This is a genomic window from Coleofasciculus sp. G1-WW12-02, from assembly GCF_040219735.1.
Taxonomy (GTDB): Bacteria; Cyanobacteriota; Cyanobacteriia; order Cyanobacteriales; family Coleofasciculaceae; genus Coleofasciculus.
Map to the genome: position 1 here is coordinate 1 of NZ_JAVJRX010000079.1, position 22,476 is coordinate 22,476.

Here is a 22,476-nt window from a genome sequence, read left to right on the forward strand (position 1 = left end):
GTCTGAGGTGGGACGCATCTTGGACATTAAAGAAAATGCTTGTGGAGACGGTCTGACGGGGACGGGAAACCGTCTAGTTAAGAGTTCGAGAAGCAAGAACAAGGGTAGAGAGGCGCGACTTCAGTCCGCCTCGTAACATCCGTTAAGAATCCCCCTTCTTCAGATGGGGGAGTACGTCAAAGTTTATAAGGAGCCAAACTTCATGCTAATCGATCTAACCGATAATGTTTGGGTCAATACCCTGATCCCCAGTGCTAACCATGCGGCGTTGCGTTGCGGATTTGCTGGATATCCGGTGAATCCTCGTTGGAATGCTGCCAAGTTTAAGGCGTGGAAAACTGGGCGTCAGTGGCGAGATGCATTAGCACGAGGCGAAATGGCGGTGCGTTCTCGTGATTCAATATTAGTTCCGGTTTGTGAGTTACACGAGGATGGATTAGATGAGAAAGAGGCGAATGCTTCAGACTCAAAGCCCATTGCATCTACAAATCATTCACGGTTTAAGTTTCCGTTGAGACCTAAACAAATATTAGCCGCATTCCATGCTGTCTGAAAAAGACAAATTTTTTATGCAGGATTTTCAGGGAAGAGACGCGATTAATCGCGTCTCTCATCGTATTTTACAAAAAACAAGATGCCTGTACTAGTAGATCCTAGCCTATGACAACAAGTATCTTAGAACGCAATCATATCAATATTCTTGGTAACGGCACGCAGACAATTATCTTTGCCCATGGTTTTGGTTCAGACCAAACCGCTTGGCGTCATCAAGTCGCCGCCTTTTCCCCTAACTATCGTATTGTCCTCTTTGACCATGTAGGCGCCGGAAAATCCGATTTTTCTGCCTATAGTCCCCATCGCTACAGTAGCCTCTATAGCTACGCCGAGGATTTGCTGGAAATCTGTCATGAGTTAAAACTTACAAACTGCATTCTCGTAGGTCACTCAGTCAGTGGTATGATTAGCTTGCTAGCCGCGCTAATCGATCCCTCGTGCTTCAGCCAGCTTATTTTTGTCGGTGCATCTCCTCGGTATCTCAACGATGTGGGATATGTGGGTGGGTTTGAGCAGTCCGACCTAGATGCACTCTATGGGGCGATGTCGGCAAACTACTATGCTTGGGTGAGTGGTTTTGCTTCCATGGTGATGGGAAACCCTGAACGTCCGGAACTAGCAACAGAATTTGCGAATACTCTGACGGCTATTCGTCCGGATATTGCCCAAGCCGTTGCCCGGGTTATTTTTCAGTCGGATCACCGGGAGGAGTTACCGCGCCTGAGAGTACCGACTCTGATTCTACAAGCTAGTGATGATATCGCTGTACCCCTGCAAGTGGGTCAGTATATGGCAGATAACATCCCTAAGAGTCAGCTAATCAATATAAATGCAAGGGGTCATTTGCCTCACCTGAGTGCGCCAGATACTGTAACCCAGTCAATCGCGGCTGCTGTTTGTTCTTAAGTTAAAGGGCGTTGATATAGGCGTCCTTTGTACCAGCCGCACTTTGGCGCTGACGACAAACTCTCCCTTGTCTACGACATCTTTCTTCACTTATTGTTGATGCTCATTATTGTCCTTGGATCATCCTAATCAGCTTCCTACATTTAGACGATTTTTAATCGGACTATTGCTGATGCTGGTTGGTCTAGATACGCTTAATACCAGCAGGAGCTTGACATTGAGTTTAACATCGATTGCCTTTACTGTCATCGTTTTGTTTCCTATACCTGCTTGGATTATGAGTCCCTTCACCGCAACAAAAATGGGGGGAGGAAAGGAAGATGAGGGAGATACACAAGTCAACTCAATACTCAATATTCAATACTCAAAACTTAGACAATCCCTAATCACCAATTCCCCATCACTCTCTATGCTAGGGTTGGTGGCGATAGTTGTCGGGCTGATTGGTAGTCAGTATCCAGATTTACGCCCTTGGCTGATAGGATTGGGTTTGGCAATTGGATGCGGTTTGCTAGTGCGTCGATTCCTGTTAGAAATTGAATGGAAATTGGCAGCGGGTTCAGTACTCGCCGCGATCGCACAATCAGACATGAATACTCCTGATCAAATCATTGAGCAGGTTACACGCTTGTTGTACGAGTTATTCCTAGCCGACGCGGCGATCGCACTGCGTCAACTGGATCAGGTAACCGCCCAAGCCCTCGTCTGTTTTCCCCCTACAGCCTTACCCGATCAACTGACAACGCCTAAACTCTTTGCCGAAGCCCTAACCTATAAACGCACTCTATTCTATGCTAATTATCCGGCGACGCCCAAGGCAGTCCCTGTCCTTGTCGCCCAAGGTACACAGTCTCTGGCGGTACTCCCCCTGCGAAAGGAGCAAACGACACAGGAGCAAGGTGCTATCTTATTACTCTGGTATCGTCAAACTTCCCTGCCCTCATACCAGCGTCGCTTCCTGGATTTACTGCTCGCACAACTCCACACCCTCCTACGTCTGCAAACCACAACATTTCGCCTAGAACAGCTCAAAGCCCGCTACAATGCCATTCTAGAAATACCTCAGGGGGTAGTCTTTGTTGATGTCAGTGGGGGACAAGGCTGGCTGAATCCTGCCGGAGCAAAGCTTCTGGGGTTAGAACCGGGAGAAGCGGAACCGAGTGCGATCGCGCAGGCTATGGCAATCTTACGCAGCCGAATGGATAATCAGCAGGAAATTGCGACTCTGGCGGCACAGCTTTTTTCCCAACCGCAAGCAGAAATTCACGACTGGATCTGGAAGTTTAGTCAACCTCAACCGTTGGTACTGAGTGTATCAAGTCTGCCAACTGACGGTCAAGATATTCAAGGTCGCCTATGGTTATTTAATAATATCACTGAGAAATATTTTGCCCAACAGACATTAGCCGAACGTACCGCCCAACTGGAAATGGTGAATGAACAACTGGAAACAGTTAATGAAGCATTGCGATTTACTCAGTTTTCTGTGGATCGGGCAGCTGATGCAATTTTTTGGATTGGGCAAGATGGACGAATATTATATGTCAATTATGCCGCTTGTCGGTTGCTGGGATACCCCCTGAATGATTTGCTGTCGATGAAGATTCATGACATTGATGCTAATTTTACTGTTGAGAGTTGGTCAGCACACTGGCAGATCCTCAAACAATGTGGTTCCCTCTCTCTTGAATCTCATCATCGCAGCAAAAATGGTAAACTTTTCCCCGTAGAAGTGCGAATTAGTTATTTGGAATTTGATGGTAAGGAATACAACTGTGCCTTTGTCCGTGATATTACCGAACGTAAGCGATCTGAGAAGGCATTGCGTTGGGAACGAGAAAAGGCTGAGCGTTTATTGTTGAATATTTTACCCCAACCTATTGCCGAGCGATTAAAACAGGAAACCTGCCTCATTGCCGATCGCTTTGCAGATGTGACGATTTTATTTGCCGATATTGTTGGCTTTACCAATCTTTCGGCTCGAATGCCGCCCACACAATTGGTTTTTTTATTAAATCAGATTTTCTCCCGATTTGATCAATTAACCGAAAAGTATGGATTAGAGAAGATTAAAACAATTGGCGATGCTTATATGATCGCCAGTGGTATTCCCACTCCTCGCAAAGATCATGCTGAAGCCATGCTCGAAATGGCATTAGATATGCAAATTGAGATTGCTCGCTTTAATAAGTTTCAGGATGAAAATTTTTGTCTGCGGATTGGGATTAATAGTGGTCCTGTGGTTGCTGGAGTAATTGGCACTAAAAAATTCATTTATGATTTGTGGGGAGATGCGGTTAATACCGCCAGCCGCATGGAATCTCATGGTATTCCTGGTAAGATTCAGGTCACAGAAACTACATACAAACTCTGTCAAGACAAGTTTTTATTTGAAAAGCGGGGTCAAATTCAGATTAAAGGCAAGGGGAAGATGACGACTTATCTATTTATCGGTCGTAAATAATTTAATACTTGTTCATTATTCTAGTTTCTTCTGTCGTATTAAGATGTTTCTATCCCTACACCCTACACCCTATCTCAGCCCAAAGACGCCGTGAGAAGTTAGGGCGGCTCCGGCGGTTTTGCTCTTAAGCTCATCCGCCAAGGTGAGGATACTGGGCTGCATTTAATTAAGATTTGTTATACAATTAGTAGTTTGGCGTAAATATATTGATTTTTTTTTAGTAATCTCAAGAAAGCCAAATCTAGCAAAATAGGTAACATTTGTCAATCCGCTAAAGTACAGAAAATAATCCGAGAATTTGGCGGAAGCGAAAATATCGGGATTGAATAAAAATAAAAGTAATATTAATTAAGAGAAGTAAATCCCTTTAGCAAATACGAATACGGAGAGACGAGGCTCATGTTCATGTCAACCCTGCTCTATCTGAATCACTACATCAGAATTGAGATGCCAAATCCAGACGTTGATAACACCATCTATGTGTCTATTTGCCGAGCTTCCGGAACCTATGATCCGGATGAGTGCGAACCTCATGTAACGGATTACCAACTCAGTGGGAAGTCCCCCGATCCAAACAATTGGATTAAAGAAGCCATGGATAGCGCGATCGCAACATTGGATAAAGCCGGGGTGAAATACTACAACCCAAAGTCTTTAACGGCGTATCCTACCTGTAGTCAACGAGTCGCTTAAGCCAACACCGCCGACTCCATCTGGTATCGTTGAGCCAGAAAAAATATCATAAGTTATTCTAGTCCTGTGACAATTGTCACCCTTGAGAAATTTTTTTGATTAGTCTCCTCAGAAGCGCTTTCACGCGGCAGGTTGTGCAAGGGCAGGTTTTTTATGCCATATTATCGGCGATCTCCTGGATAAGAGCGTCTAAACCCGCCTCTACAAGGGTTTCTTCCACTCATTTATTCATCAATGATCAGGAAATCATCGAAAATATATTACAATAAAATACAAACCGTATTATAAGAGTGCAAAATGGTTATCAGCGCTCAACTTGATTATGGCAGCATCTCCAACGCAGACAACGCTGAACAACTTGGGGAACTGCTGACGCAATGTTTCGCTAGTTCCCCTAACGATTGGCAAGTTTACCTAAATCGTATCGGTCAAGATAATTTCCGTTTAATCCGTCAAGGGGAAAAGATTGTTGGCGGTTTAGCCATTTACACCATGGGACAATGGTATGGGGGTCAGTCGATACCCATGGCAGGAATTGCCGCCGTGGGAATTGCTCCAGAGTATAGGGGTACAGGTGCGGCTTATAAACTGATGCAATGCACAGTCCAAGAACTTCATCAGCAAGGTGTACCCATTTCCACTCTCTACGCGGCTACCCAGGTTCTCTACCGCAAAGTCGGCTATGAACAAGCAGGGATTCGGTGTAGTTGGCAGATACCAACCGAGACGATTCAATGGCGCGATCGCACTTTACCCATGTCCAGGGTCAAACCTATACGCTACGAGGTTTTTCAGGATCTGTATTCTCAACAGGCACAAACCACTAACGGTAATTTAAATCGAAATCCAGCGATTTGGCAAAACCTGCTTGAAGCGCAAACTGATCAGTCCGTTTATGCTTATCTTATCGGTGAACAATCCCAACCGGAAGGCTATGTTATCTGTACCCAATCTCAAGAAGCCGATAACTTATTGCTCAATATTCAAGATTGGGCATTCCTTACCCCAGCCGCCACACGGCGTTTTTGGACATTCTGCGCGGATCATCGTTCTCAGGTGAGGCAAGTACGCTGGTACAGTTCTTTGATTGATAGTTTCATGTTACCCTTACCGGAACAAACGGCTCAAATTCGTGATCAAAAACGCTGGATGCTGCGTATTCTTGATGTTTCTAAAGCCTTGGAAAAACGAGGATATCCTTTGCCGATTGAAACTGAATTACATTTACAGGTTCAAGATGAATTATTTGCCGCAAATAATGGTAACTTTATCTTGAGTGTTTCCCAAGGACGAGGAAAGGTCACGCCGGGAGGAACTGGTGAATTCCGCTTGCATGTAAGGGCGTTGGCTTCTCTATTTACCAGTTTATTGACTCCTGAACAACTGCGACAGATGGGTTATTTAGATAGTACATCGGCAGCGTTGTCAAGAGCAACTTGGCTATTTTCTGGTTCATTGCCTTGGATGCCGGATTTCTTTTAACCCATTACTTGATTCATGTCACTCCATCAAACTTCTGGTCGCTGGCGCTTGGGATTAGTGCTATGTTTAATCACTGTATTGATGTGGGGTATTCTCCCCCTAGCGCTAACCATAACCCTTCAGGTGTTGGATGTTTATACAATCACCTGGTTTCGTTTTCTTATGGCTTTTGGATTGCTGGCGCTTTATTTAACTACAAGACAACAGTTTCCCTCATTACCGCAACTGCGTTCAGCGTCTCTGGGACTATTAGCGATCGCGACTCTATTTTTAGGGATCAATTATCTGCTATTTTTGCAAGGGTTGGGGCAAACTTCTCCCACAAATGCCCAAGTGCTGATTCAGTTAGCACCCATGTTTTTGGGTTTGGGCGCTTTAGTGGTTTTCAAAGAACGCTATACTCTGCGTCAATGGATTGGTGTGGGTATTCTGGTATTGGGATTTACCCTATTTTTTCATGATCGACTCCAGACGTTACTCACCTCACGCTCTACCTATCTATTCGGTAATATGATTATCGTCTTAGCTGCTGTGACTTGGGCGATTTACGCTTTGGCACAGAAACAGCTTTTGCATAAATTACCCTCTACTACGATAATGCTGGTAATTTATGGCGTCTGTGCTTTATTGTTCACGCCGCTAACGACACCCCAATCCATCCTCAGTTTGAGTCCTTTACACCTGAGTTTACTGCTCTTTTGTGGGTTAAATACCCTGATTGCTTATGGTGCGTTTGCAGAAGCCTTGGAACATTGGCAAGCCTCGCGAGTGAGTGCGGTATTAGCACTGACGCCGTTGGTAACATTAAGTTCAGTTTGGATGGCTTCGCGCTTTGTCCCCAGATGGGTTGCACCGGAACAGTGGACAGGCTTAGGGCTTTTGGGGGCTATGTTAGTGGTTTCGGGTTCGATTGCGATCGCATTAGGGCGTCGATCACCTTGAAACACCTTTAGTCTTCCTGGCGATCCGCTTGCCATCCGTGTCAACTTAAGCCACAACCCTTGCCAATTATTGTTTTGAGCAGTTCGACACAAACTGGCGCGTGTTGCTTTCTCCCTAAGCTATTACAGGAAAAAGAGCAATCCACAAGAGCATTCTCTTGCTCCCCCTGCTCCCCCTGCTCCCCCTGCTCTTCAAGTGACTGTGGTAGAGACGTTCCGCCGGAACGTCTAAACTCTTATGTGTCTATATTTTCCTATTCCCCAACTAATTCACCCGTTGTATATTAGTTCGCTTAGGGTCAAGAATTTTTTGCCCCAAACTGGGAAACTTAACCGCAATACTAATTTTCTTGCCCGAACCGAAAACATGAGTTACTTCTCCGATACCAAAGGTATCATGACTCAGTAAATCTCCTTTTTTCCACTCTTTAGATTTTACCGTTGAACCTGAGGATTTTGACGAATTTTCAGTTGAGGCTGAAGGAGTTTTCTGTTTCACCTGCACCAAGGTACTGCGAATTAAGTCTTCGGGTAACTCATCCAAAAATTGAGACCGAACCGCAGGTTCACGATACCCATAGAGACGGCGTTCACGGGCGTGGGAAAGAAATAACTGTTCTTGGGCGCGAGTAATCCCGACATAACAGAGGCGGCGTTCTTCCTCTAAGGCAATAGGATCATCGATAGTACGGCTATGGGGAAAAAGTCCTTGTTCTAAACCAACCAGAAACACAACCGGAAACTCTAATCCTTTAGCCGAGTGCAGCGTCATTAAAGATACCGCTTGTTGTCCGTCTTCCAGATTATCTAAGTCAGACGCCAGAGACGCATTTGCCAGAAACCCTTCTAGGCTGGGATCTGCATTTTCTTCTTGGAATTGAACAACAGCATTATAGAGTTCATTGATATTTTCCAATCGGTTTTCAGCTTCGTCTGTGCCTTGGTTTTTCAAGTCATCAATATATCCCGATTCCTCCATAATAAACTTGATGATTTCTACAGCTTCTAAGTTTTCCGTATTGTCTTGGCACTGCTGAATCAATTGGGCAAACTTATTTACAGCTTTAGCAGAACGTCCAGCAATTGTATTTACCGAGGTTTCATCCTGGATAATTTCCCAGAGGGGAATGTTTAATTGTTGAGCTGCAACCAGTAAATTATCAATCGTGGCTTTACCAATACCCCGGCGCGGTGTGTTTATAATCCGCAATAAACTGACTGTATCGCTAGGATTGGCAATGGTTCTTAGATAAGCCAAGGCGTCTTTAATCTCTTTGCGATCGTAGAATTTCAATCCCCCGATAATCACATAAGGAACTCGACCTCGCAGCGCATCTTCTAAGGGGCGAGATTGTGCATTCGTCCGATAAAGGATGGCAAAACTGCCCCAGTTCAGTTCGGGGTTTTGTTGATTCAGTTTCAGAATTTGTTGGAGAACAAAATGAGCCTCTTCTAACTCATCTTCGGCGTGATGGCAGTAAATTTCTTCCCCTAAACCGCGTGTGGGTCTGAGAATTTTGTCAATTCGCTGGGTATTCTGTTCAATTAAATAGTTAGCCGCTTGGAGAATATTTTCTCGTGAACGATAGTTTTCCTCTAATTTAACCATGGTGCGGGTTGTTTCATCAGGCAACCCATCGCCAAAGTCTTGCTGAAATCCTAATAAGATGGTAAAATCTGCCATCCTAAAGGAATAAATTGAGTTATGGACTAGCACACGATTAGCTATATAAGTATGAGCTACATCGACTTCTAAGTCATACACATCTCCCTCATACTCATCTTGCCAAACTTGCTCAATTTCCACCTCTGTTAAGGTATCATCCACCTCGACTAGCACTCTCATTCCGGGGTGGAGATGAGATAAAGGCATAAAATAATAACTTGTGCCACTGATTAATGCTTTGCGTTGGATTTCCAGTTGACCTGCATCCGCAATAGAATGCGCCATACTCACCGCTTCTTTGTATGAAACTCTCGCCGTTTCAACCCGATACCCTCGGCTATTTTTCCCAGAACGAATACGAAAGCCAGCCGCTTCTAAGTTTGTCGCAATATCACTACGATTAGAACACCATTGGATACGATGATAGCTAGCAGATTTTTGTCGCTCTAACCGAGGTGTACCAAACATAACCAGATTTAATGTCTGTCGTCGCAAACCATTCTGAGGACGGTAGTGAGGAAAATCTGGATGCAGCCAGAGATCTTGCATTAATCGGTGAGCATTGGTGATAGTATCAATTTCTTGGTATAGGCGAAAAATCCACTCATCATTCAGACGCATACGCCGACCTTTACCATGAAAGACTAGCGTTGGCAACCCATATTTAGCTGCATAATAGGCTTCATAGTAAGCCGCTTCTTCATAAGAAGTCGTGGTTTTCAGTACCCAAAGCTTATCCCCATTTTCTTGTGCGATACGAACTTTAAAGCCGAGTTCATCGCATCGATAATCGTTGTGACGTAGACTTTTAGTGATGCCAACGCGATAGCCGCGATCTGATCTGTACATCAGATACACATAATAATGCCCTTCAATGGGTGTCATTCTGGCAAGAACAATATGATGAGGTGTTCCACTTAATACCTGTTGACCCGCACGAATCGACCAGAGAGAACCACAAAAGTATCCTTTTTTGATATGAGTGACTTGATGGGGGTAAAGTTGTTTTTGACCAGTCGGCGATAGAACCTTGTCTCCTACTTTCAAGGTTTCAATGGGTTTCTCGCCTGCGGGGGTTAAAACCTTGGTTCCGGGAGGAAAACACTGATCAGCATCACCGACAACAAATACGGAGCGATCGCGCCAATTCCATTGTTCTTTTTCAGTTTCGCCGTTTGTGGTTAATAGGTGTATCAGTTCGTACTGGATACGGTTGGTGTCTTGATATTCATCCACTAAAATATGGCAAAATTGATTATACCAATATCCGAGGACTGATTCGTTTTGTTGGAAGAGTTTAACGGGGACTAAAATCAGATCATCGAAGTCCAGGGCATTGTTCGCCGCTAACTGGTCTTGATAATGGTGATAAACTTCGGCATAGACTCGCCCTTTATAACCCGACTGCTCTTTTTCAAAGTCTTGGGGCGATAAGCCTAAGTTTTTGGCGTTGCTAATCGCGTAGCGAATGGTACGGGGGTTAAATTTTTTATCGTCTAGATTTAATTGTTTAGTGACGATGGTTTTCACCAGAGTTTGGGCATCTGATTCGTCAAAGATAGAAAAATTACGCTTCCATTGGTGTCCTTTTTCATCTTGATATTTGTTGATATCATAGCGGAGAATCCGAGCAAACAAGCTGTGAAACGTACCAATCCACAAGGGTTTGATGTATTTTTTATAGACCTGCGATCGCAACTGGGTTTGTTCAACTTCTGGGAGTAAGTCTAAACGCTGACCCCGCTTTTGAACAGCAAGTTGCTGGGCGAATAGGGTTTCAATCCGGGATTTCATCTCCCGTGCGGCTTTGTTGGTGAAGGTAACCGCTAAAATGTTTCCGGGATCGACCTTATGGGTAAGAATCAGATTCGCGATGCGGTAGGTTAGCGCCCTCGTCTTACCCGAACCCGCCCCCGCCACAACCAGCAAGGGACCGCAGAAATGTTCGACAGCGCGACGTTGAGAGGGATTGAGGTGCGTCAGGAAGTCAGTCGATTGAGTCATGGCTAGCTGAGGCAGGAAGGTAAGGGTTTGGCTATTCTAGTACAGGGTATCGTATTTTGAAGCAATACTGTATCGGGAAGACGCCATCGGGCAATTATGATACTGTTGGCAATTTGTGTAGTTCTGTATGACCAGCAATACCCCAGCGACGAATACAACCCCTAGTCTCATTTCACCGGTAGTTACTCCAAAACCTGCCCAAGATACTCCTCCTGCAAAACTAGGAATTATGGTATCGGGGAGTGGTACAAACTTTGAAGCCATCGCCCAAGCGATCGCAGATGGGCAACTCCATGCCCAAATTCAAGTCATGATCTACAATAATCCCGGTATCAAAGCCATCGCCAGAGCCGAAAAATTCGGCATTCCCATGGTTCTCCATAATCACCGGGATTACAAAAAACGAGAAGCACTCGATGCTCAAATTGTCCAGACATTGAGACAGTATCAAGTTGAACTCGTCGTCATGGCGGGTTGGATGCGAATTGTTACCCCAGTCCTCATTGATGCATTTCCTCGTCGCATCCTCAACCTCCATCCTAGTCTCTTACCCAGTTTCAAAGGGATTCACGCCGAAGCGGAAGCCTTAGCCGCCGGGGTGAAAATTACCGGATGTACGGTTCACTTAGTCAGCCCAGAAGTGGATAGTGGACCCATTTTAATTCAAGCCGCCGTTCCCGTGCTTCCTGACGATACGCCAGAGACGCTACACGCCCGAATTCAAGTCCAAGAACATCGCATTTTACCCCAAGCGATCGCCCAGCTTGTAGTTGCGCTTGGGCGCTAAAAATCCCAGCATCGCCGACTATATCGCTCTATTGTCACTCTGGGAAAAGAATTATCAAACCTAATTGCTGAAAGCATTTGCTGCCAAGCTTTTGGGCGTTCAGAAACTGATAGAAACGCATGACCAAGGGGCAAGTTGCCAAACTCTCTCAGAGTAAGGGGTTCAGGCTTCGCTCTTCCGAAAGTGACATAAGAGGGATATAGCAGGTCGCGCTGGTGTATTTACAACTCCCTTCTCTGAAGCTGAGTCCAGATTGTATTCCACCCATTTGAGAACCGCTATAGTTCGCAGTAATTGACGTTAGGTTGAAGGATTATCTTCAACGCAATGAATAACCTTTAAGAGCATCCAAAGGCATCCACCACTTGTAGTTTTCTCCACACTTGAGTATCAAAATCATAACGGATTACCATATCCCATTGACGAATGGTTAGGTTAAACTCAAGAGTAAAATTCAGGTAAGATTGACCAGTCATAGAACTGAATAGATTTCACAACTTCTGATAAAACAAACTGAATAAAGTTACTCTCAATTAACTCTTTATCTTTATAAAAATCAGTAAATATTTCTTTTAATAATTGAGGGTTTTCACACATTTGTTTTAATTTATTACTCTCAAAAGTTTGTATTATCTTTTTCTGATTGTTTCGCCGTTCATCATACTCTTCCACACGCTTCAATAAAGATATTGAAGATTCGTATTTTGACTTTTTTAGCTCTTGTTTAGTCCAGAGATCTTCACGATGTACAGGCAAGCTTATGCGGTTTCCCCAAAGTATTATTTTAAAGAATTTAATTCTAAGTTCATCAGAAGCACCTCCCCCTATGAATTTGGTAATAATATCGTTAAGGTCTCTAAAGTGATATTTTATCAAAGTTTCTGCTTGTATACCCTTTACCCGCTCTTTTCCTGAAAAATATTTTTGAGCTTTTTGTTCTAAATTTAGCTTAGTTTGTATTTTCTTTATTCTCTGATCTATATAGTTATGAGACCTACTACATCTTAGAACTGTGCAAGAAGCAGCAATAAATAAATCTTGATCTGGATGTACTTTATCTTGTATTTCGTTATATTCTATTCTTCGTTTTAGGTGTAGTTTATCATTTTTTTGATAAATAAATAATCTACTGAATTGGATATATTCCTCTAAAATTGATGGTCTATATCCGAAATAAAAACTCTCCAAGCATTTAATGAAAGCTCTTTCAAGTTTCTTATTGCTCTGCCCACTTGTAAAACGTTCAAGAGAAGGTTTACTAGAGGAATTAATGTTGTAAGATACTCGCAAGCTACAGTCGCTAATATCTCCTTCTGGATGCACAAATGAAGCAGGAACTAAATGACCCTTTCTAGAATATTCTTTTCTTAGAGTTAAGGTTGCATTACATTGGCAACACGTAAACACCCGGCTATAGTCTGAGTATTCTACTTCTTCATCAGCATTAACTAACTTCTTCTCAGTTTCACTTATGACTAAATATGCCCTGTCCATGAATATACGACTCCTGGCTTCGAGGTGATTAATCATGTCAATCTTCACTTGAAAAAGTTTGATCCTCTTCTAAAATAAACGATACAAATTCTGTCCTTTCAGGTAATTTATTTTTAATAAATTCCTTTGCCACCCTGGCATTATCTTTTACATCGCTGATATCACTAAGTTCTAATGAACCAGGGTCTTCAGCAATTTTATTACCTATGTAGTACCAGAGATCTACTCCAAGAATTAAAATACCATTTTTTTCTAATTCGTCAGCCAGTTTAACTGCATCTACAGGACGCAACAGAAGTTCTCCAGCCTTAACAATGCCAAGGTTATGATAATTATCTATGATGCTTCTTAGTGTTTCAATCATATCAGGGATTCTTCATATTTTTTTTGAATAGTTTGCCGTCCCTCTTATGGAATTGATTTTATATAGGGGCAGTCTCCAAGTGCCTGCCCCATCTGATTATCGAATCAACTACAAGGTTATTACCTCTAGTCAATTCCACTATCTAGAACGTTAAGGGGTCTATCCATTCAAGGTCAAAGGTATTACTGATTTGTACGATATCTCCTGTTATATCATTACAGATAACGTAATTATCATCGTTCCGATAGTAGGCAGTTGCCGGATCATTCGCTTGCGTAGCATCTGAACGATGTCGCTCATCTCGTGTTGGTTTAGTATATGCAGGTTTATTAATTGTTTCCATAACCGATTCTAGTGTCCAGCCTCGCTTGCTAAGTTGTTTTTCTATTTTTATGCTGATTTTAGGGTTAAACTCGTTGTTTGACATTTATAGGGTAATGCTTTCATTGCTTTATAGTTAACTATTACTTATAATTGTTACTTGACCATGATTTCTACGTTCTAAGCTCTCAAGGATCTCACCTCCTGGTAGTTGATTACGTTGTATTACAATACTACAACTATCAATGTCATTCTCACTCATCCGATAGACGTATTGTTTCAGTTTTTAGGTAGAGAAGCGGAATAGGCAACCGACCTGATTGGCTGGTTCACCCATTGCTGTTACTACGTCGCACCGGATGCCCCAGATTGTTTTCCACCCATTTGAGAACCGCTATAGACCAGTGCGAAGCGCTATAAACCTTGATCGGAGCGGGTTTATTGCCATCGTCTTGGCAAAATCCGATTATTCGGTAAACCCACTCCTACCCGCTAACTGGAGTTTAGACTGAGAGGAAGGGGAAAACGATTACCTGTGACAATTGCGTAAGTCCTGAGAGTGAACTCGGGTATACTTAAAACAACGATTCTAAATCCCGATACCCACTCACCACCCGCACAATTTCCACGCCATCCTCAATCACCCGATAAAGAATGATGTAACCTAAGAGAGGAACACCCCGTAACGACGGTTCAATGTCAGCATAAGAACGCCCTATATTGGGAAACTTCACCAAGTTCTTACATTTCTGCTCAAACCCATTTACAAACCGTTCACCAGCCGCTATACTCCGACTCAAAAAATAATCAGAAATCTCATCTAAATCCTGACTCGCTTCTGGAGAAATAATGTAACGGCTCATTCTTGATTTTCACCCGCTTTGTGAAGCTTCTCCCGCAACCTAGCAATCACCACCTCCCCATCAATTCCTTCTCCTCTATCAAGCTGTGCAATACCAACCGCTACTTTCCCCCGCGTTTCTTTCAGCCATTTTTGATACTGATTATCACGTTCTTCAAGTAATCGCAACGCCTCAACAATCACCTCATAAGCGCTTCCATACTTGCCACTTTTGAGCCTTTCTTGAATCAACTGCTCCTCTTCTGGTTTAAATGTAATATTCATCCTCTCAAACCCCCTAAAACCATTAACTTTATTGTACTAACTGCTCAAAGATTAAAAATTTGTGCTACATTCTCAGCAATTCTCTCCTCCAACTCCCGCGCTCTCTTATCAAAGCTAATCGAAAAATTAAAATGGCTTCAAAAAGTCGGGGATCTATCCAAGGCTCTACGCTTCAACCTCTCGATGTCCCAACTTCCAAAAGAAACTAGACAGCCAATTGGTCGCCACATGAGCCACAATCGGAACCAGCAAATTTCCTGTACCTACAGCACTAACCCCCAGTAACAATCCCACAATCGTTGCCCAAACAACATAGGGCCACTGTTGGGAACCACTCAAATGTAAAATGCCAAACACCAAGCTAGAAATAATCACACCCAGGGTGTTCAAACCAATGGCTGGCAACATTACCCCCCGAAATAGCAACTCTTCACTCATACCCGGAAGTAACCCCAACCAAATCAGATCAGGTAATACCAATGGTTTTAAAACCAAGTTGAGATAAACGTCAGCACTTTGACGGTATGCTGACCAGAGGCGATAGACTACACCACTCATGGCGGTAATTCCCACGCCCATACCCAATCCCATGAGTAATCCTTCTAAGGTAAAGTCTAGGGATAAAAGTGTCACCGACCCAAATTTCAGCCAGAGTTTAGCAACGACGAGCAAAACGATCGCCGTTATCCCCATGGCAACTAACACTTGGGTGCGGGTGAGGGGTTCAAAGTCAGGGTTATCGGGAAGCTGTTTAGTCACTAACTATATAGATAAGCTACGCATAGACGACACAGAGGGACTCAGAGCATCGGCACTAATTCCAGCGCGATGTGCTACTAACATACCCAGTGCCTCTAAATACGAGTGTACTCGCACAGCTTTGATTGCCAAAGGTTCTGGAGGCACTTGCATTGAGGTTTGGTTATCCTCAACCGCAATAATTTGAGTCCGTAACTGACTTAAGCTTAGCAAGGCACTACCGCCACAGGCACTAGCGGGAATCACCACCGCATCCACATCCTCTGCCCAAATCTCTCCCGGTTGACGCCTCTTCACTTGAAATTGCGGGGCGCGACTTAATCCCACTAACACACAGGGTAGAAAAGTATAGCCTAATTCCTCGGCTGCCGATCGCGGCGACAAGTTGGGTTCTAGGGGAAGGGGCATTAATGCCGGGGCGTGGGCGCAAGGGACTTGAAAGGTTCGCACGATTAGGTGAGAGATCACCGCTTCTGCACCTGCCAGCGGATCGACCCCTTGTCCCTGTCGGTATGCTTCTAGGGCTTCGCTTCCGAGATCATCGGGAAAACGAGCCACTACTGCGATCGCCTCTGCCTTTGCCCGTTGAATCAGCACCTCAGCCGATCGCAACAAACTATCGGGATTGCCTATTGTACCCCAACTCGCACCCGATGGTGCTGTCCGCAGTTCCACATTGAGGGGCGCATCAGTAATCACGTAATCCGTTAAATTCAGTCCCAGTGTGGCTCTGGTGGCATCAGCCGCTTGCAGGTGGCGCAAACGCAGATCCGGTTCAATCCCCTGGTCGAGAATTAATCCCACCCGATTTTGATGCATGGGTTGTAATCCCCAGCATCCAGCGGCGAATTTGTCAAGCCCATAGCCTTCTACATAGAGGGCGTTGGGTAAATTCCAGTAGAGTTGGGCACCATTGAGGACATTGGGGTGAGTGATTAGGCGATCGCAGATTTGCGCGATCGCTCTGGCGACGGGTAAAGCGTCTCCCGCATAGCCACCAATGGATGCGCCAATCCCTGTGGGAACGATTAAAACAACAGTATAAGGACGCACAATGATCAAGGGGTGGACGGTTGAGAATTAGTCTTGGTAACAATCGCTTCAACCTGAGCCTTTTGTTCCTGAGTATCCACAGATGTAACCGCCCAACGCAGGGGTTCTCCCTGTTTTTGCAGTTCCGTCTCAATCGCTTGATGGAGTTGTTTGGGTGACTCCTGGAGGTCAATTTCAGCAGTAATGAAGTGAGTCGTCATTTTTTTAGTGGGGTAAATTACAATACAATGATGAATGTCAAGGGGTACATATCTGGGTGCATGTCAACGCAAGTAGGTTGGGTTGAGGAACGAAACCCAACACCATCGCACTTCTGGAACATTTTCTGTCCTGACATGCTCCCCAAATGTTTCCCCATCAGGGTGAGTTGAGTCAAGTTATCAGTTTCTTACCAAACGTTATCGGTAAAACCCACCCCGACAATCCTGTGTCCTCTCGGCTGCCTCAAGAAGGTTGACCGAATTGGCGATCATAAACCTCGTCTTCCTTACCAGATTCCACTTTCAGATTGGAGCGCGGTAAGGCGATACAAAGCAAGACATACCCTTCCTCTTGCAATTCGGGTCCAAGTCCCATCCCTTCGCTTTGATCAACAGAACCCTCAATGATTTTAGCGGCACAGGTTGTACAAACGCCAGCATTGCAGGCATTGGGTAAATCTATCCCTTGTTCCTCCGCAGCCTGAAGAATCTTTTTGTCTTCTGGGACTTCTATAGTGTGGGTTGTACCTTGGTGATTGATTTCGACGGTGTAAGTCTTGGGCATTATACCTCTTAGCGGCTTTCCAGGTTTACTTTCCCGGTGCGGGAAAAAATATTGACCGGGATTATTTTAACGTTTGGTGCCGGATTCCAGGCTATCCTTAAGTTTATTATGAGACCGACACTTTAGATTCTCATGGTTGATCCGATCGCATCCTCTCGTACTCACCCGGCTGAACCCTCCCTCCCGCCGTCTTGGAACTATGAGGCGACAGTGGCTCAGGTGGAGACGATTATCGAGCAAATCGAACGAGGGGAACTGGAATTAGCAGAGGTATTTGACCAATTTGCCTCAGCTGTCGAGTATTTGCGTCAATGTGAAGCCTTTCTGCAACAGCGACAACAGCAAATGGATTTGTTGATTGAAACATTAACCGATGAGTCAGATTCCCAGACTTAATCTCTAACTGTTTGCTTATTTCTTCTATCAACGGATTACTTTGTTCAATCTAGCGTTTCTCGGCTGGGTAATGTACATTACCAAGGGTGCAAGCCTTGCGCCCCTACAGATTTTCTGTAAGGTGGGCAAGAGTCATAAACCTTGAAGCTTGTTATATCTTGCATCTGGCGATTAGAAATCACCGCTACACAAACAAAACCCACCTACGTGGGTTAAAACCTAACTTGTGTATTCGTTAGTTTATGAGTCTGTTGGTGTGCCGTAAAGTATACGCCAGCTTCGTGACTCATATTGACTTTAAAGCTGGTTCTTAGATTTTCTTGAGGTGTTACGCCAATAAATCATCAATCGCTATACTAAAACCTGTTAACACCTGCTGCGTTTTAACAACATCACCATGATTAAATAAAACCTGTTGCTGTTCTGTAATCACCAAAACCCATTGACTCTCAGGAAACACTAACCAAACTTCCTGACACTGCGATCGCAGATACTCTTTGACCTTACTAAAAACCTCTTCCGCCCCATCTGTCGGCGAAATAATCTCAGCAATTAAGGGAAAACTTTGGGATAAAACCGTAAACTCGCCAAATTGTTCCACCAGTTCCGGAGTGAGGTAAGATACATCAGGACGACGCCCCCGTTCTCCTGTCCAACAGGGGGTTTCCGTGTAAACATCTCCGCCTAGACTCTGCTCCTCTTTATAATTTCCCCAATATCGAGCTAATCGTGCTTGAATTCGACCATGTTTGGCGTTGATTCCTTGCTTCTCCACCAATTGCCCATCTACCCATTCTGTATGGTCAGGGGGATTTAGCAAATAGTCTTCGACAGAGAAAACTGGAGACTCAACCTGAGACTCCTGGGAATTCGCGATCGCGTATGCCATAATCATCCATTATCCTTTGCCACAATTATCCCCATTATCCGTAATTTGAGGAGTAACCCGTCACCCCCAACAAAGGACAAATGACAAAGGACAAAATGACAATCAACCCAACATTTCCTGCGCCCGCTTAATATTTTTACGAACCGATTCTGCTGACGTATGCAGGGCGGCGCGTTCGGTATCGGTGAGGTTAATTTCCACAACTTTTTCCACACCTCGACATCCTAACCGTGTGGGGACACCAATAAAAATATCCTTTAAACCATACTCCCCATCCAGATAGGATGACACAGGTAAAAGTCGCGACTGATTATGCAAAATGGCTTCCACCATCGCGCAAGTCGAGGACGCAGGTGCTGAATACGCCCCCCCAGTTTTCATCAGATTCACAATTTCTGCACCACCGTGACGAGTCCGATTTACCAAGCGCTCAACTGTTTCCTCATCCATCAGTTCAGTAATCGGAATTCCTCGCACTGTAGAGTAGCGGGGTAAGGGTACCATTAAATCACCATGACCCCCCAAGACTAAACCACTGACATCCGCAATCGATACACCTAACTCCATCGCAATAAAGGTTTGGAAACGGGCAGAATCTAACATTCCTGCCATTCCCATCACCCGTGACACGGGTAATCCTATTGTTTGCCAGACCAAGTAGGTCATCACATCTAGGGGATTTGTGACCACAATATAGAGAGCATCGGGCGATCGCGCGATCGCTTTTTCTGCCACCTCAACCGCAATCTTGGCATTAATTTTGAGTAAATCATCTCGATTCATCCCCGGTTTACGAGGTAAACCCGCCGTGATGATCACCACATCAGACCCGGTGGTATCCATATAATCATTGGTGCCAATAATCTCACGATTGTGACAATCCATCCCCTGTGCCTGCATTAAATCCAGGGCAATGCCTTGGGGGATACCGGGAACAATGTCCAAAAGTACCACATTTGCCAAATTGCGTTGGGCAATCCGGTGCGCCAAAGTGCTACCGACGTGACCCGCACCAATCACGGTGACGCGGTGATCATTGCAGGCGATAGGTAAATTAGAAGAAAATGCCATGGCTATAGATCGGTTTTGCGATCGCGACTATACAACTAACGTGGCACAGCTAACATGGCGCAATTTTACAGCTTTTTTGGGCGCAAGCCTGGATTTTTGACCAGGCTAATCGAGCAAATTAGACGTGTCACGCTACTACTTTACCCAGTGACTTCGAGTTGGTCGAGGCGAAACCAAATATTCGGGGTCGGTACATAAAACTTGACTAAGGCATACTCACCCCGCGTATCGACCACTTCCCCATCACTTTCAAACAGGTAAGGAGGAAAGCGAGTATCACTGGATTTGGCTTCCACACTATTATCCAACTTTTCGCGATTCACGCGCACTAATGATCCTTTCTTAAGCTTGTCTGCCATTATTTATCCCTAATATCGATATGAGTAAACGCTTTCCAGCCATTATCCCTCATAATTCACCTCTGAGTGTAGGGGCGACCCGCTTGTACTAATTAGGGGTTGCTACAGGGAGTCTGGTGGTGGGGATAGGGAGCAGGGGAAGCAGGGGGAGCAGAGGAAGCAGGGGGTTGACAACTGAGTCCAGAAACATATACAAAGGTATACAGGTCTATACTAAATGTATACCGTATGGACATTATTCAGGACGTGCCAACGGTCAGCATTGGGGAAGCAGCTAAAGAAGTCGGAGTTAGCGTAATCACGATCAGGAGATGGGCGCAGGCTGGTAAACTGCCCTACGAGCTATCTCCTAGTGGTCGTTACCGATTTAAGTTGTCTGACCTCAAAACAGTAAGACCGCGCACTGCTCCAGGCGACCGCATTACCATCAACTATGCCAGAGTCAGCAGCCACGATCAAAGAGAAGATCTGGTGAGACAAGTGCAAATGCTTGAGTCTGGAGAGCGCAGCTAACGGCTGGCAATATGAAACGATTCAAGACCTTGGCAGTGGTTTGAACTACCAGAAGAAAGGACTACAAAAGCTGCTCAAGCGAATCATGTCAGGTGAGGTAGACCGATTGGTGTTAACCCACAAAGATAGGCTTCTACGGTTTGGCTCTGAGCTTGTCTTTGCCGTTTGTGAGGAGTGTGAAACCGAGGTTGTTGTCATCAACAAAACTAACGCTGAAGTGAACTTTGAGCAAGAATTAGTAGAGGATGTATTAGAAATCATTACGGTCTTTTCGGCACGGCTTTATGGGAAAAGAAGCAATAAAAACAAAAGGCTTATTGATGGAATAAAGCAAGTAGCCGACGAGGTGAAGTAATGGTTCAAAGAACTGTCACAACTGAATTACCTGTAGAACTGTGGCAGTTCGCTATTGATGCTTCTAAGCTCGTAGAACCCGCTAGGGTTGAGTATCTCAATCGAATGTTGGCAAGTGAAAACGAGAATGATCTCATTCGAGACTTGCAGCCTAAGTACGGGCTAAACAAACGGCAGGTTAATGCTATTCGATCTGAGATAAAAGGTGCTATTGTATCCGCTAAAGAGTGCCGCAAACGCCATGTTAAGACCTTAGAGCAGCAAATCAAATCTACTAGGACGTGGCTGAAAACAGCCGTCAAATCACTGGCTAAACTGCCTGATGCTTGTTCTATTCGATTCAGGCAGCATCTTAGGACTCAGAAGAGGTTCGTCATTCATCAAAAGAAACGTCGTCTGCACTTGCTACAAAACAAGCTAGAGCACCTCAAGAATGCTCCGTTGCCAGTCAGCTTAGGCAATAAAGGAACTCAGTACACGACCGTTGGAGCCACAAAGGAAAGTTTTGGCAATCAGATCGCTCAGTACGATGGCGATACCATCAAATTCCGAGTTCCCTATGCTCTAGAGTTGAAATATGGCAAGACAATTGCCGCACCGTTGCGTTTTGAGTATGAGCAGGGACAGCAGTGGGTTGATGAGGCTATCCAGGCTAATAGAGCGCTATCCTACCGTGTCTACTGCAAAGACTTCAGATGGTTCATTGCCTGCTCTACAGATGTTCCTGAACCATATCGCCAGTCATTGCCGCGTCAATATGGCTGCTTAGGACTAGATATTAATCCAGGCGTGATTGGTTGGACGTATGTAGATGGCGATGGAAACCTCAAACATCACGGGCAGTTCAGGCTGAACTTGCACGGTCGTAAGTCAGGACAGACTGAAGCCACACTCCATGATGTGATCAAGCAAATTGTCTTGATTGCTCAGTCGTTGCAATGCCCCATTGCCATTGAGAATCTAGACTTCAGTGCCAAGAAATCTCAGATGAGAGAGCAAGGCAGGCGTTACGCCCGGATGCTGTCAGGCTTCGTCTATGGCAAATTCACTCTCATACTTGAGCAAAAGTCTCAGATGGCTGGGATTGAACTAATCAAGGTCAACCCAGCCTACAGTTCACTCATCGGTTTAGTTAAGTTTATGAGGCAGTACGGTTTATCGTCCGATACTGCTGCTGCAATGGTTCTAGCGCGTAGAGCCATGGGACTATCAGAGCGAGTGCCTAACCACAGAGCTTACGCTGGTGTGAAATCAGCGAAACACTCATGGTCTGCATGGCACTCGCTACATAAAAAGCTGGGACGTTTGCCGCGTCACCAGTATTATACGCTCTCTAACAGAGAACTAGAGGTCATGCTTTGCGTCGAGTCGCAAGACGGAATGCAGAGCAAGCGGAAACGCACTTCTAGACGTGGTGAAAATCCACAGCGGAATCGTTCAACTACCGCTTCGTTGGACGTGGTGTATACTTGTGGCAACGAATGATTATAATTGTATACATTTTTATGAGCGGT

General features: G+C 44.8%; 23 protein-coding genes and 1 pseudogene. 10 read left to right on the top strand and 14 right to left on the bottom strand.

Features of this window, described 5'->3' with window-relative positions; genetic code table 11:
- The first annotated feature begins 202 nt into the window (after nt 1–202).
- The 6 genes from RID09_RS13665 (at nt 203) to RID09_RS13690 (ending at nt 7,042) form a co-directional block, all read left to right on the top strand.
- Nucleotides 203–553 (top strand): hypothetical protein, encoded by a 351-nt coding sequence (locus tag RID09_RS13665; RefSeq protein ID WP_446336478.1) that lies wholly within the window; start codon nt 203–205, stop codon nt 551–553.
- A gap of 107 nt (nt 554–660) precedes the next feature.
- On the top strand, nt 661–1,461 hold the full coding sequence (locus RID09_RS13670; RefSeq protein WP_446336479.1) for an alpha/beta fold hydrolase: 801 nt from the start codon (nt 661–663) through the stop codon (nt 1,459–1,461).
- A 217-nt stretch (nt 1,462–1,678) separates the two neighbouring features.
- Nucleotides 1,679–3,925 (top strand): adenylate/guanylate cyclase domain-containing protein, encoded by a 2,247-nt coding sequence (locus RID09_RS13675; RefSeq protein WP_446336480.1) that lies wholly within the window; start codon nt 1,679–1,681, stop codon nt 3,923–3,925.
- Between the two features lie 405 nt (nt 3,926–4,330).
- Nucleotides 4,331–4,618, top strand: coding sequence for a hypothetical protein (locus RID09_RS13680; RefSeq protein ID WP_446336481.1), 288 nt, complete (start codon nt 4,331–4,333; stop codon nt 4,616–4,618).
- Nucleotides 4,619–4,915: 297 nt separating this feature from the next.
- A complete protein-coding gene (locus tag RID09_RS13685) occupies nt 4,916–6,100 on the top strand; it encodes a GNAT family N-acetyltransferase (RefSeq protein ID WP_446336482.1) in 1,185 nt (394 codons plus the stop codon).
- Nucleotides 6,101–6,115: 15 nt separating this feature from the next.
- The gene (locus tag RID09_RS13690; RefSeq protein WP_446336483.1) at nt 6,116–7,042 is read left to right on the top strand and encodes a DMT family transporter; all 927 of its coding nucleotides are present in this window, start codon (nt 6,116–6,118) and stop codon (nt 7,040–7,042) included.
- 264 nt (nt 7,043–7,306) lie between these two features.
- Here RID09_RS13690 and RID09_RS13695 read toward each other — a convergent pair whose 3' ends face one another.
- Entirely contained in the window at nt 7,307–10,711 is a 3,405-nt protein-coding gene (locus tag RID09_RS13695) for a UvrD-helicase domain-containing protein (protein ID WP_446336484.1), read from the bottom strand.
- Between the two features lie 127 nt (nt 10,712–10,838).
- On the opposite strand from RID09_RS13695, the gene purN reads away from it, so the two are divergent.
- Nucleotides 10,839–11,498, top strand: coding sequence for a phosphoribosylglycinamide formyltransferase (purN, locus tag RID09_RS13700; RefSeq protein WP_446336485.1), 660 nt, complete (start codon nt 10,839–10,841; stop codon nt 11,496–11,498).
- A 338-nt stretch (nt 11,499–11,836) separates the two neighbouring features.
- Here the strand turns inward: purN and RID09_RS13705 are convergent, their stop codons facing one another.
- The 10 genes from RID09_RS13705 to RID09_RS13750 form a co-directional block, all read right to left on the bottom strand.
- Nucleotides 11,837–11,974 (bottom strand): hypothetical protein, encoded by a 138-nt coding sequence (locus RID09_RS13705; protein ID WP_446336486.1) that lies wholly within the window; start codon nt 11,972–11,974, stop codon nt 11,837–11,839.
- Nucleotides 11,940–12,992, bottom strand: coding sequence for a hypothetical protein (locus RID09_RS13710; RefSeq protein WP_446336487.1), 1,053 nt, complete (start codon nt 12,990–12,992; stop codon nt 11,940–11,942). The genes RID09_RS13705 and RID09_RS13710 overlap by 35 nt, the downstream gene beginning before the upstream one ends.
- 37 nt (nt 12,993–13,029) lie before the next feature.
- Complete coding sequence (locus RID09_RS13715) at nt 13,030–13,356, bottom strand: hypothetical protein (RefSeq protein ID WP_446336488.1); 327 nt, start codon at nt 13,354–13,356, stop codon at nt 13,030–13,032.
- Between the two features lie 142 nt (nt 13,357–13,498).
- The gene (locus RID09_RS13720) at nt 13,499–13,783 is read right to left on the bottom strand and encodes a colicin E5-related ribonuclease (protein ID WP_446336489.1); all 285 of its coding nucleotides are present in this window, start codon (nt 13,781–13,783) and stop codon (nt 13,499–13,501) included.
- Between the two features lie 469 nt (nt 13,784–14,252).
- Nucleotides 14,253–14,540, bottom strand: coding sequence for a type II toxin-antitoxin system RelE/ParE family toxin (locus RID09_RS13725; RefSeq protein ID WP_446336490.1), 288 nt, complete (start codon nt 14,538–14,540; stop codon nt 14,253–14,255).
- On the bottom strand, nt 14,537–14,803 hold the full coding sequence (locus RID09_RS13730; protein ID WP_006100760.1) for a ribbon-helix-helix domain-containing protein: 267 nt from the start codon (nt 14,801–14,803) through the stop codon (nt 14,537–14,539). Before RID09_RS13730 ends, RID09_RS13725 begins: the two co-directional genes overlap by 4 nt.
- Before the next feature lie 165 nt (nt 14,804–14,968).
- Nucleotides 14,969–15,562, bottom strand: coding sequence for a CPBP family intramembrane glutamic endopeptidase (locus RID09_RS13735; RefSeq protein WP_446336491.1), 594 nt, complete (start codon nt 15,560–15,562; stop codon nt 14,969–14,971).
- Between the two features lie 3 nt (nt 15,563–15,565).
- Complete coding sequence (locus RID09_RS13740) at nt 15,566–16,621, bottom strand: DUF3326 domain-containing protein (RefSeq protein ID WP_446336499.1); 1,056 nt, start codon at nt 16,619–16,621, stop codon at nt 15,566–15,568.
- The gene (locus tag RID09_RS13745) at nt 16,621–16,815 is read right to left on the bottom strand and encodes a hypothetical protein (protein ID WP_446336492.1); all 195 of its coding nucleotides are present in this window, start codon (nt 16,813–16,815) and stop codon (nt 16,621–16,623) included. Before RID09_RS13745 ends, RID09_RS13740 begins: the two co-directional genes overlap by 1 nt.
- Nucleotides 16,816–17,059: 244 nt before the next feature.
- A complete protein-coding gene (locus RID09_RS13750) occupies nt 17,060–17,380 on the bottom strand; it encodes a 2Fe-2S iron-sulfur cluster-binding protein (protein WP_446336493.1) in 321 nt (106 codons plus the stop codon).
- Nucleotides 17,381–17,512: 132 nt separating this feature from the next.
- Here RID09_RS13750 and xseB point away from each other — a divergent pair, with 132 nt between their 5' ends.
- The gene (gene xseB, locus RID09_RS13755) at nt 17,513–17,776 is read left to right on the top strand and encodes an exodeoxyribonuclease VII small subunit (protein WP_446336494.1); all 264 of its coding nucleotides are present in this window, start codon (nt 17,513–17,515) and stop codon (nt 17,774–17,776) included.
- A gap of 328 nt (nt 17,777–18,104) precedes the next feature.
- Here xseB and RID09_RS13760 read toward each other — a convergent pair whose 3' ends face one another.
- The 3 genes from RID09_RS13760 to ndhO form a co-directional block, all read right to left on the bottom strand.
- The gene (locus RID09_RS13760; protein WP_446336495.1) at nt 18,105–18,671 is read right to left on the bottom strand and encodes a Uma2 family endonuclease; all 567 of its coding nucleotides are present in this window, start codon (nt 18,669–18,671) and stop codon (nt 18,105–18,107) included.
- 96 nt (nt 18,672–18,767) lie between these two features.
- On the bottom strand, nt 18,768–19,736 hold the full coding sequence (gene mdh, locus RID09_RS13765; RefSeq protein WP_446336496.1) for a malate dehydrogenase: 969 nt from the start codon (nt 19,734–19,736) through the stop codon (nt 18,768–18,770).
- 140 nt (nt 19,737–19,876) lie between these two features.
- Nucleotides 19,877–20,095, bottom strand: a complete 219-nt coding sequence (ndhO, locus tag RID09_RS13770; RefSeq protein WP_446336497.1) for an NAD(P)H-quinone oxidoreductase subunit O — start codon at nt 20,093–20,095, stop codon at nt 19,877–19,879.
- Nucleotides 20,096–20,323: 228 nt separating this feature from the next.
- Here ndhO and RID09_RS13775 point away from each other — a divergent pair.
- Both RID09_RS13775 and RID09_RS13780 read left to right on the top strand, forming a co-directional pair.
- Nucleotides 20,324–20,963: pseudogene (locus RID09_RS13775) on the top strand (IS607 family transposase).
- Nucleotides 20,964–21,403: 440 nt separating this feature from the next.
- A complete protein-coding gene (locus RID09_RS13780; RefSeq protein WP_446336498.1) occupies nt 21,404–22,447 on the top strand; it encodes an IS200/IS605 family accessory protein TnpB-related protein in 1,044 nt (347 codons plus the stop codon).
- Nucleotides 22,448–22,476 lie beyond the last annotated feature (29 nt).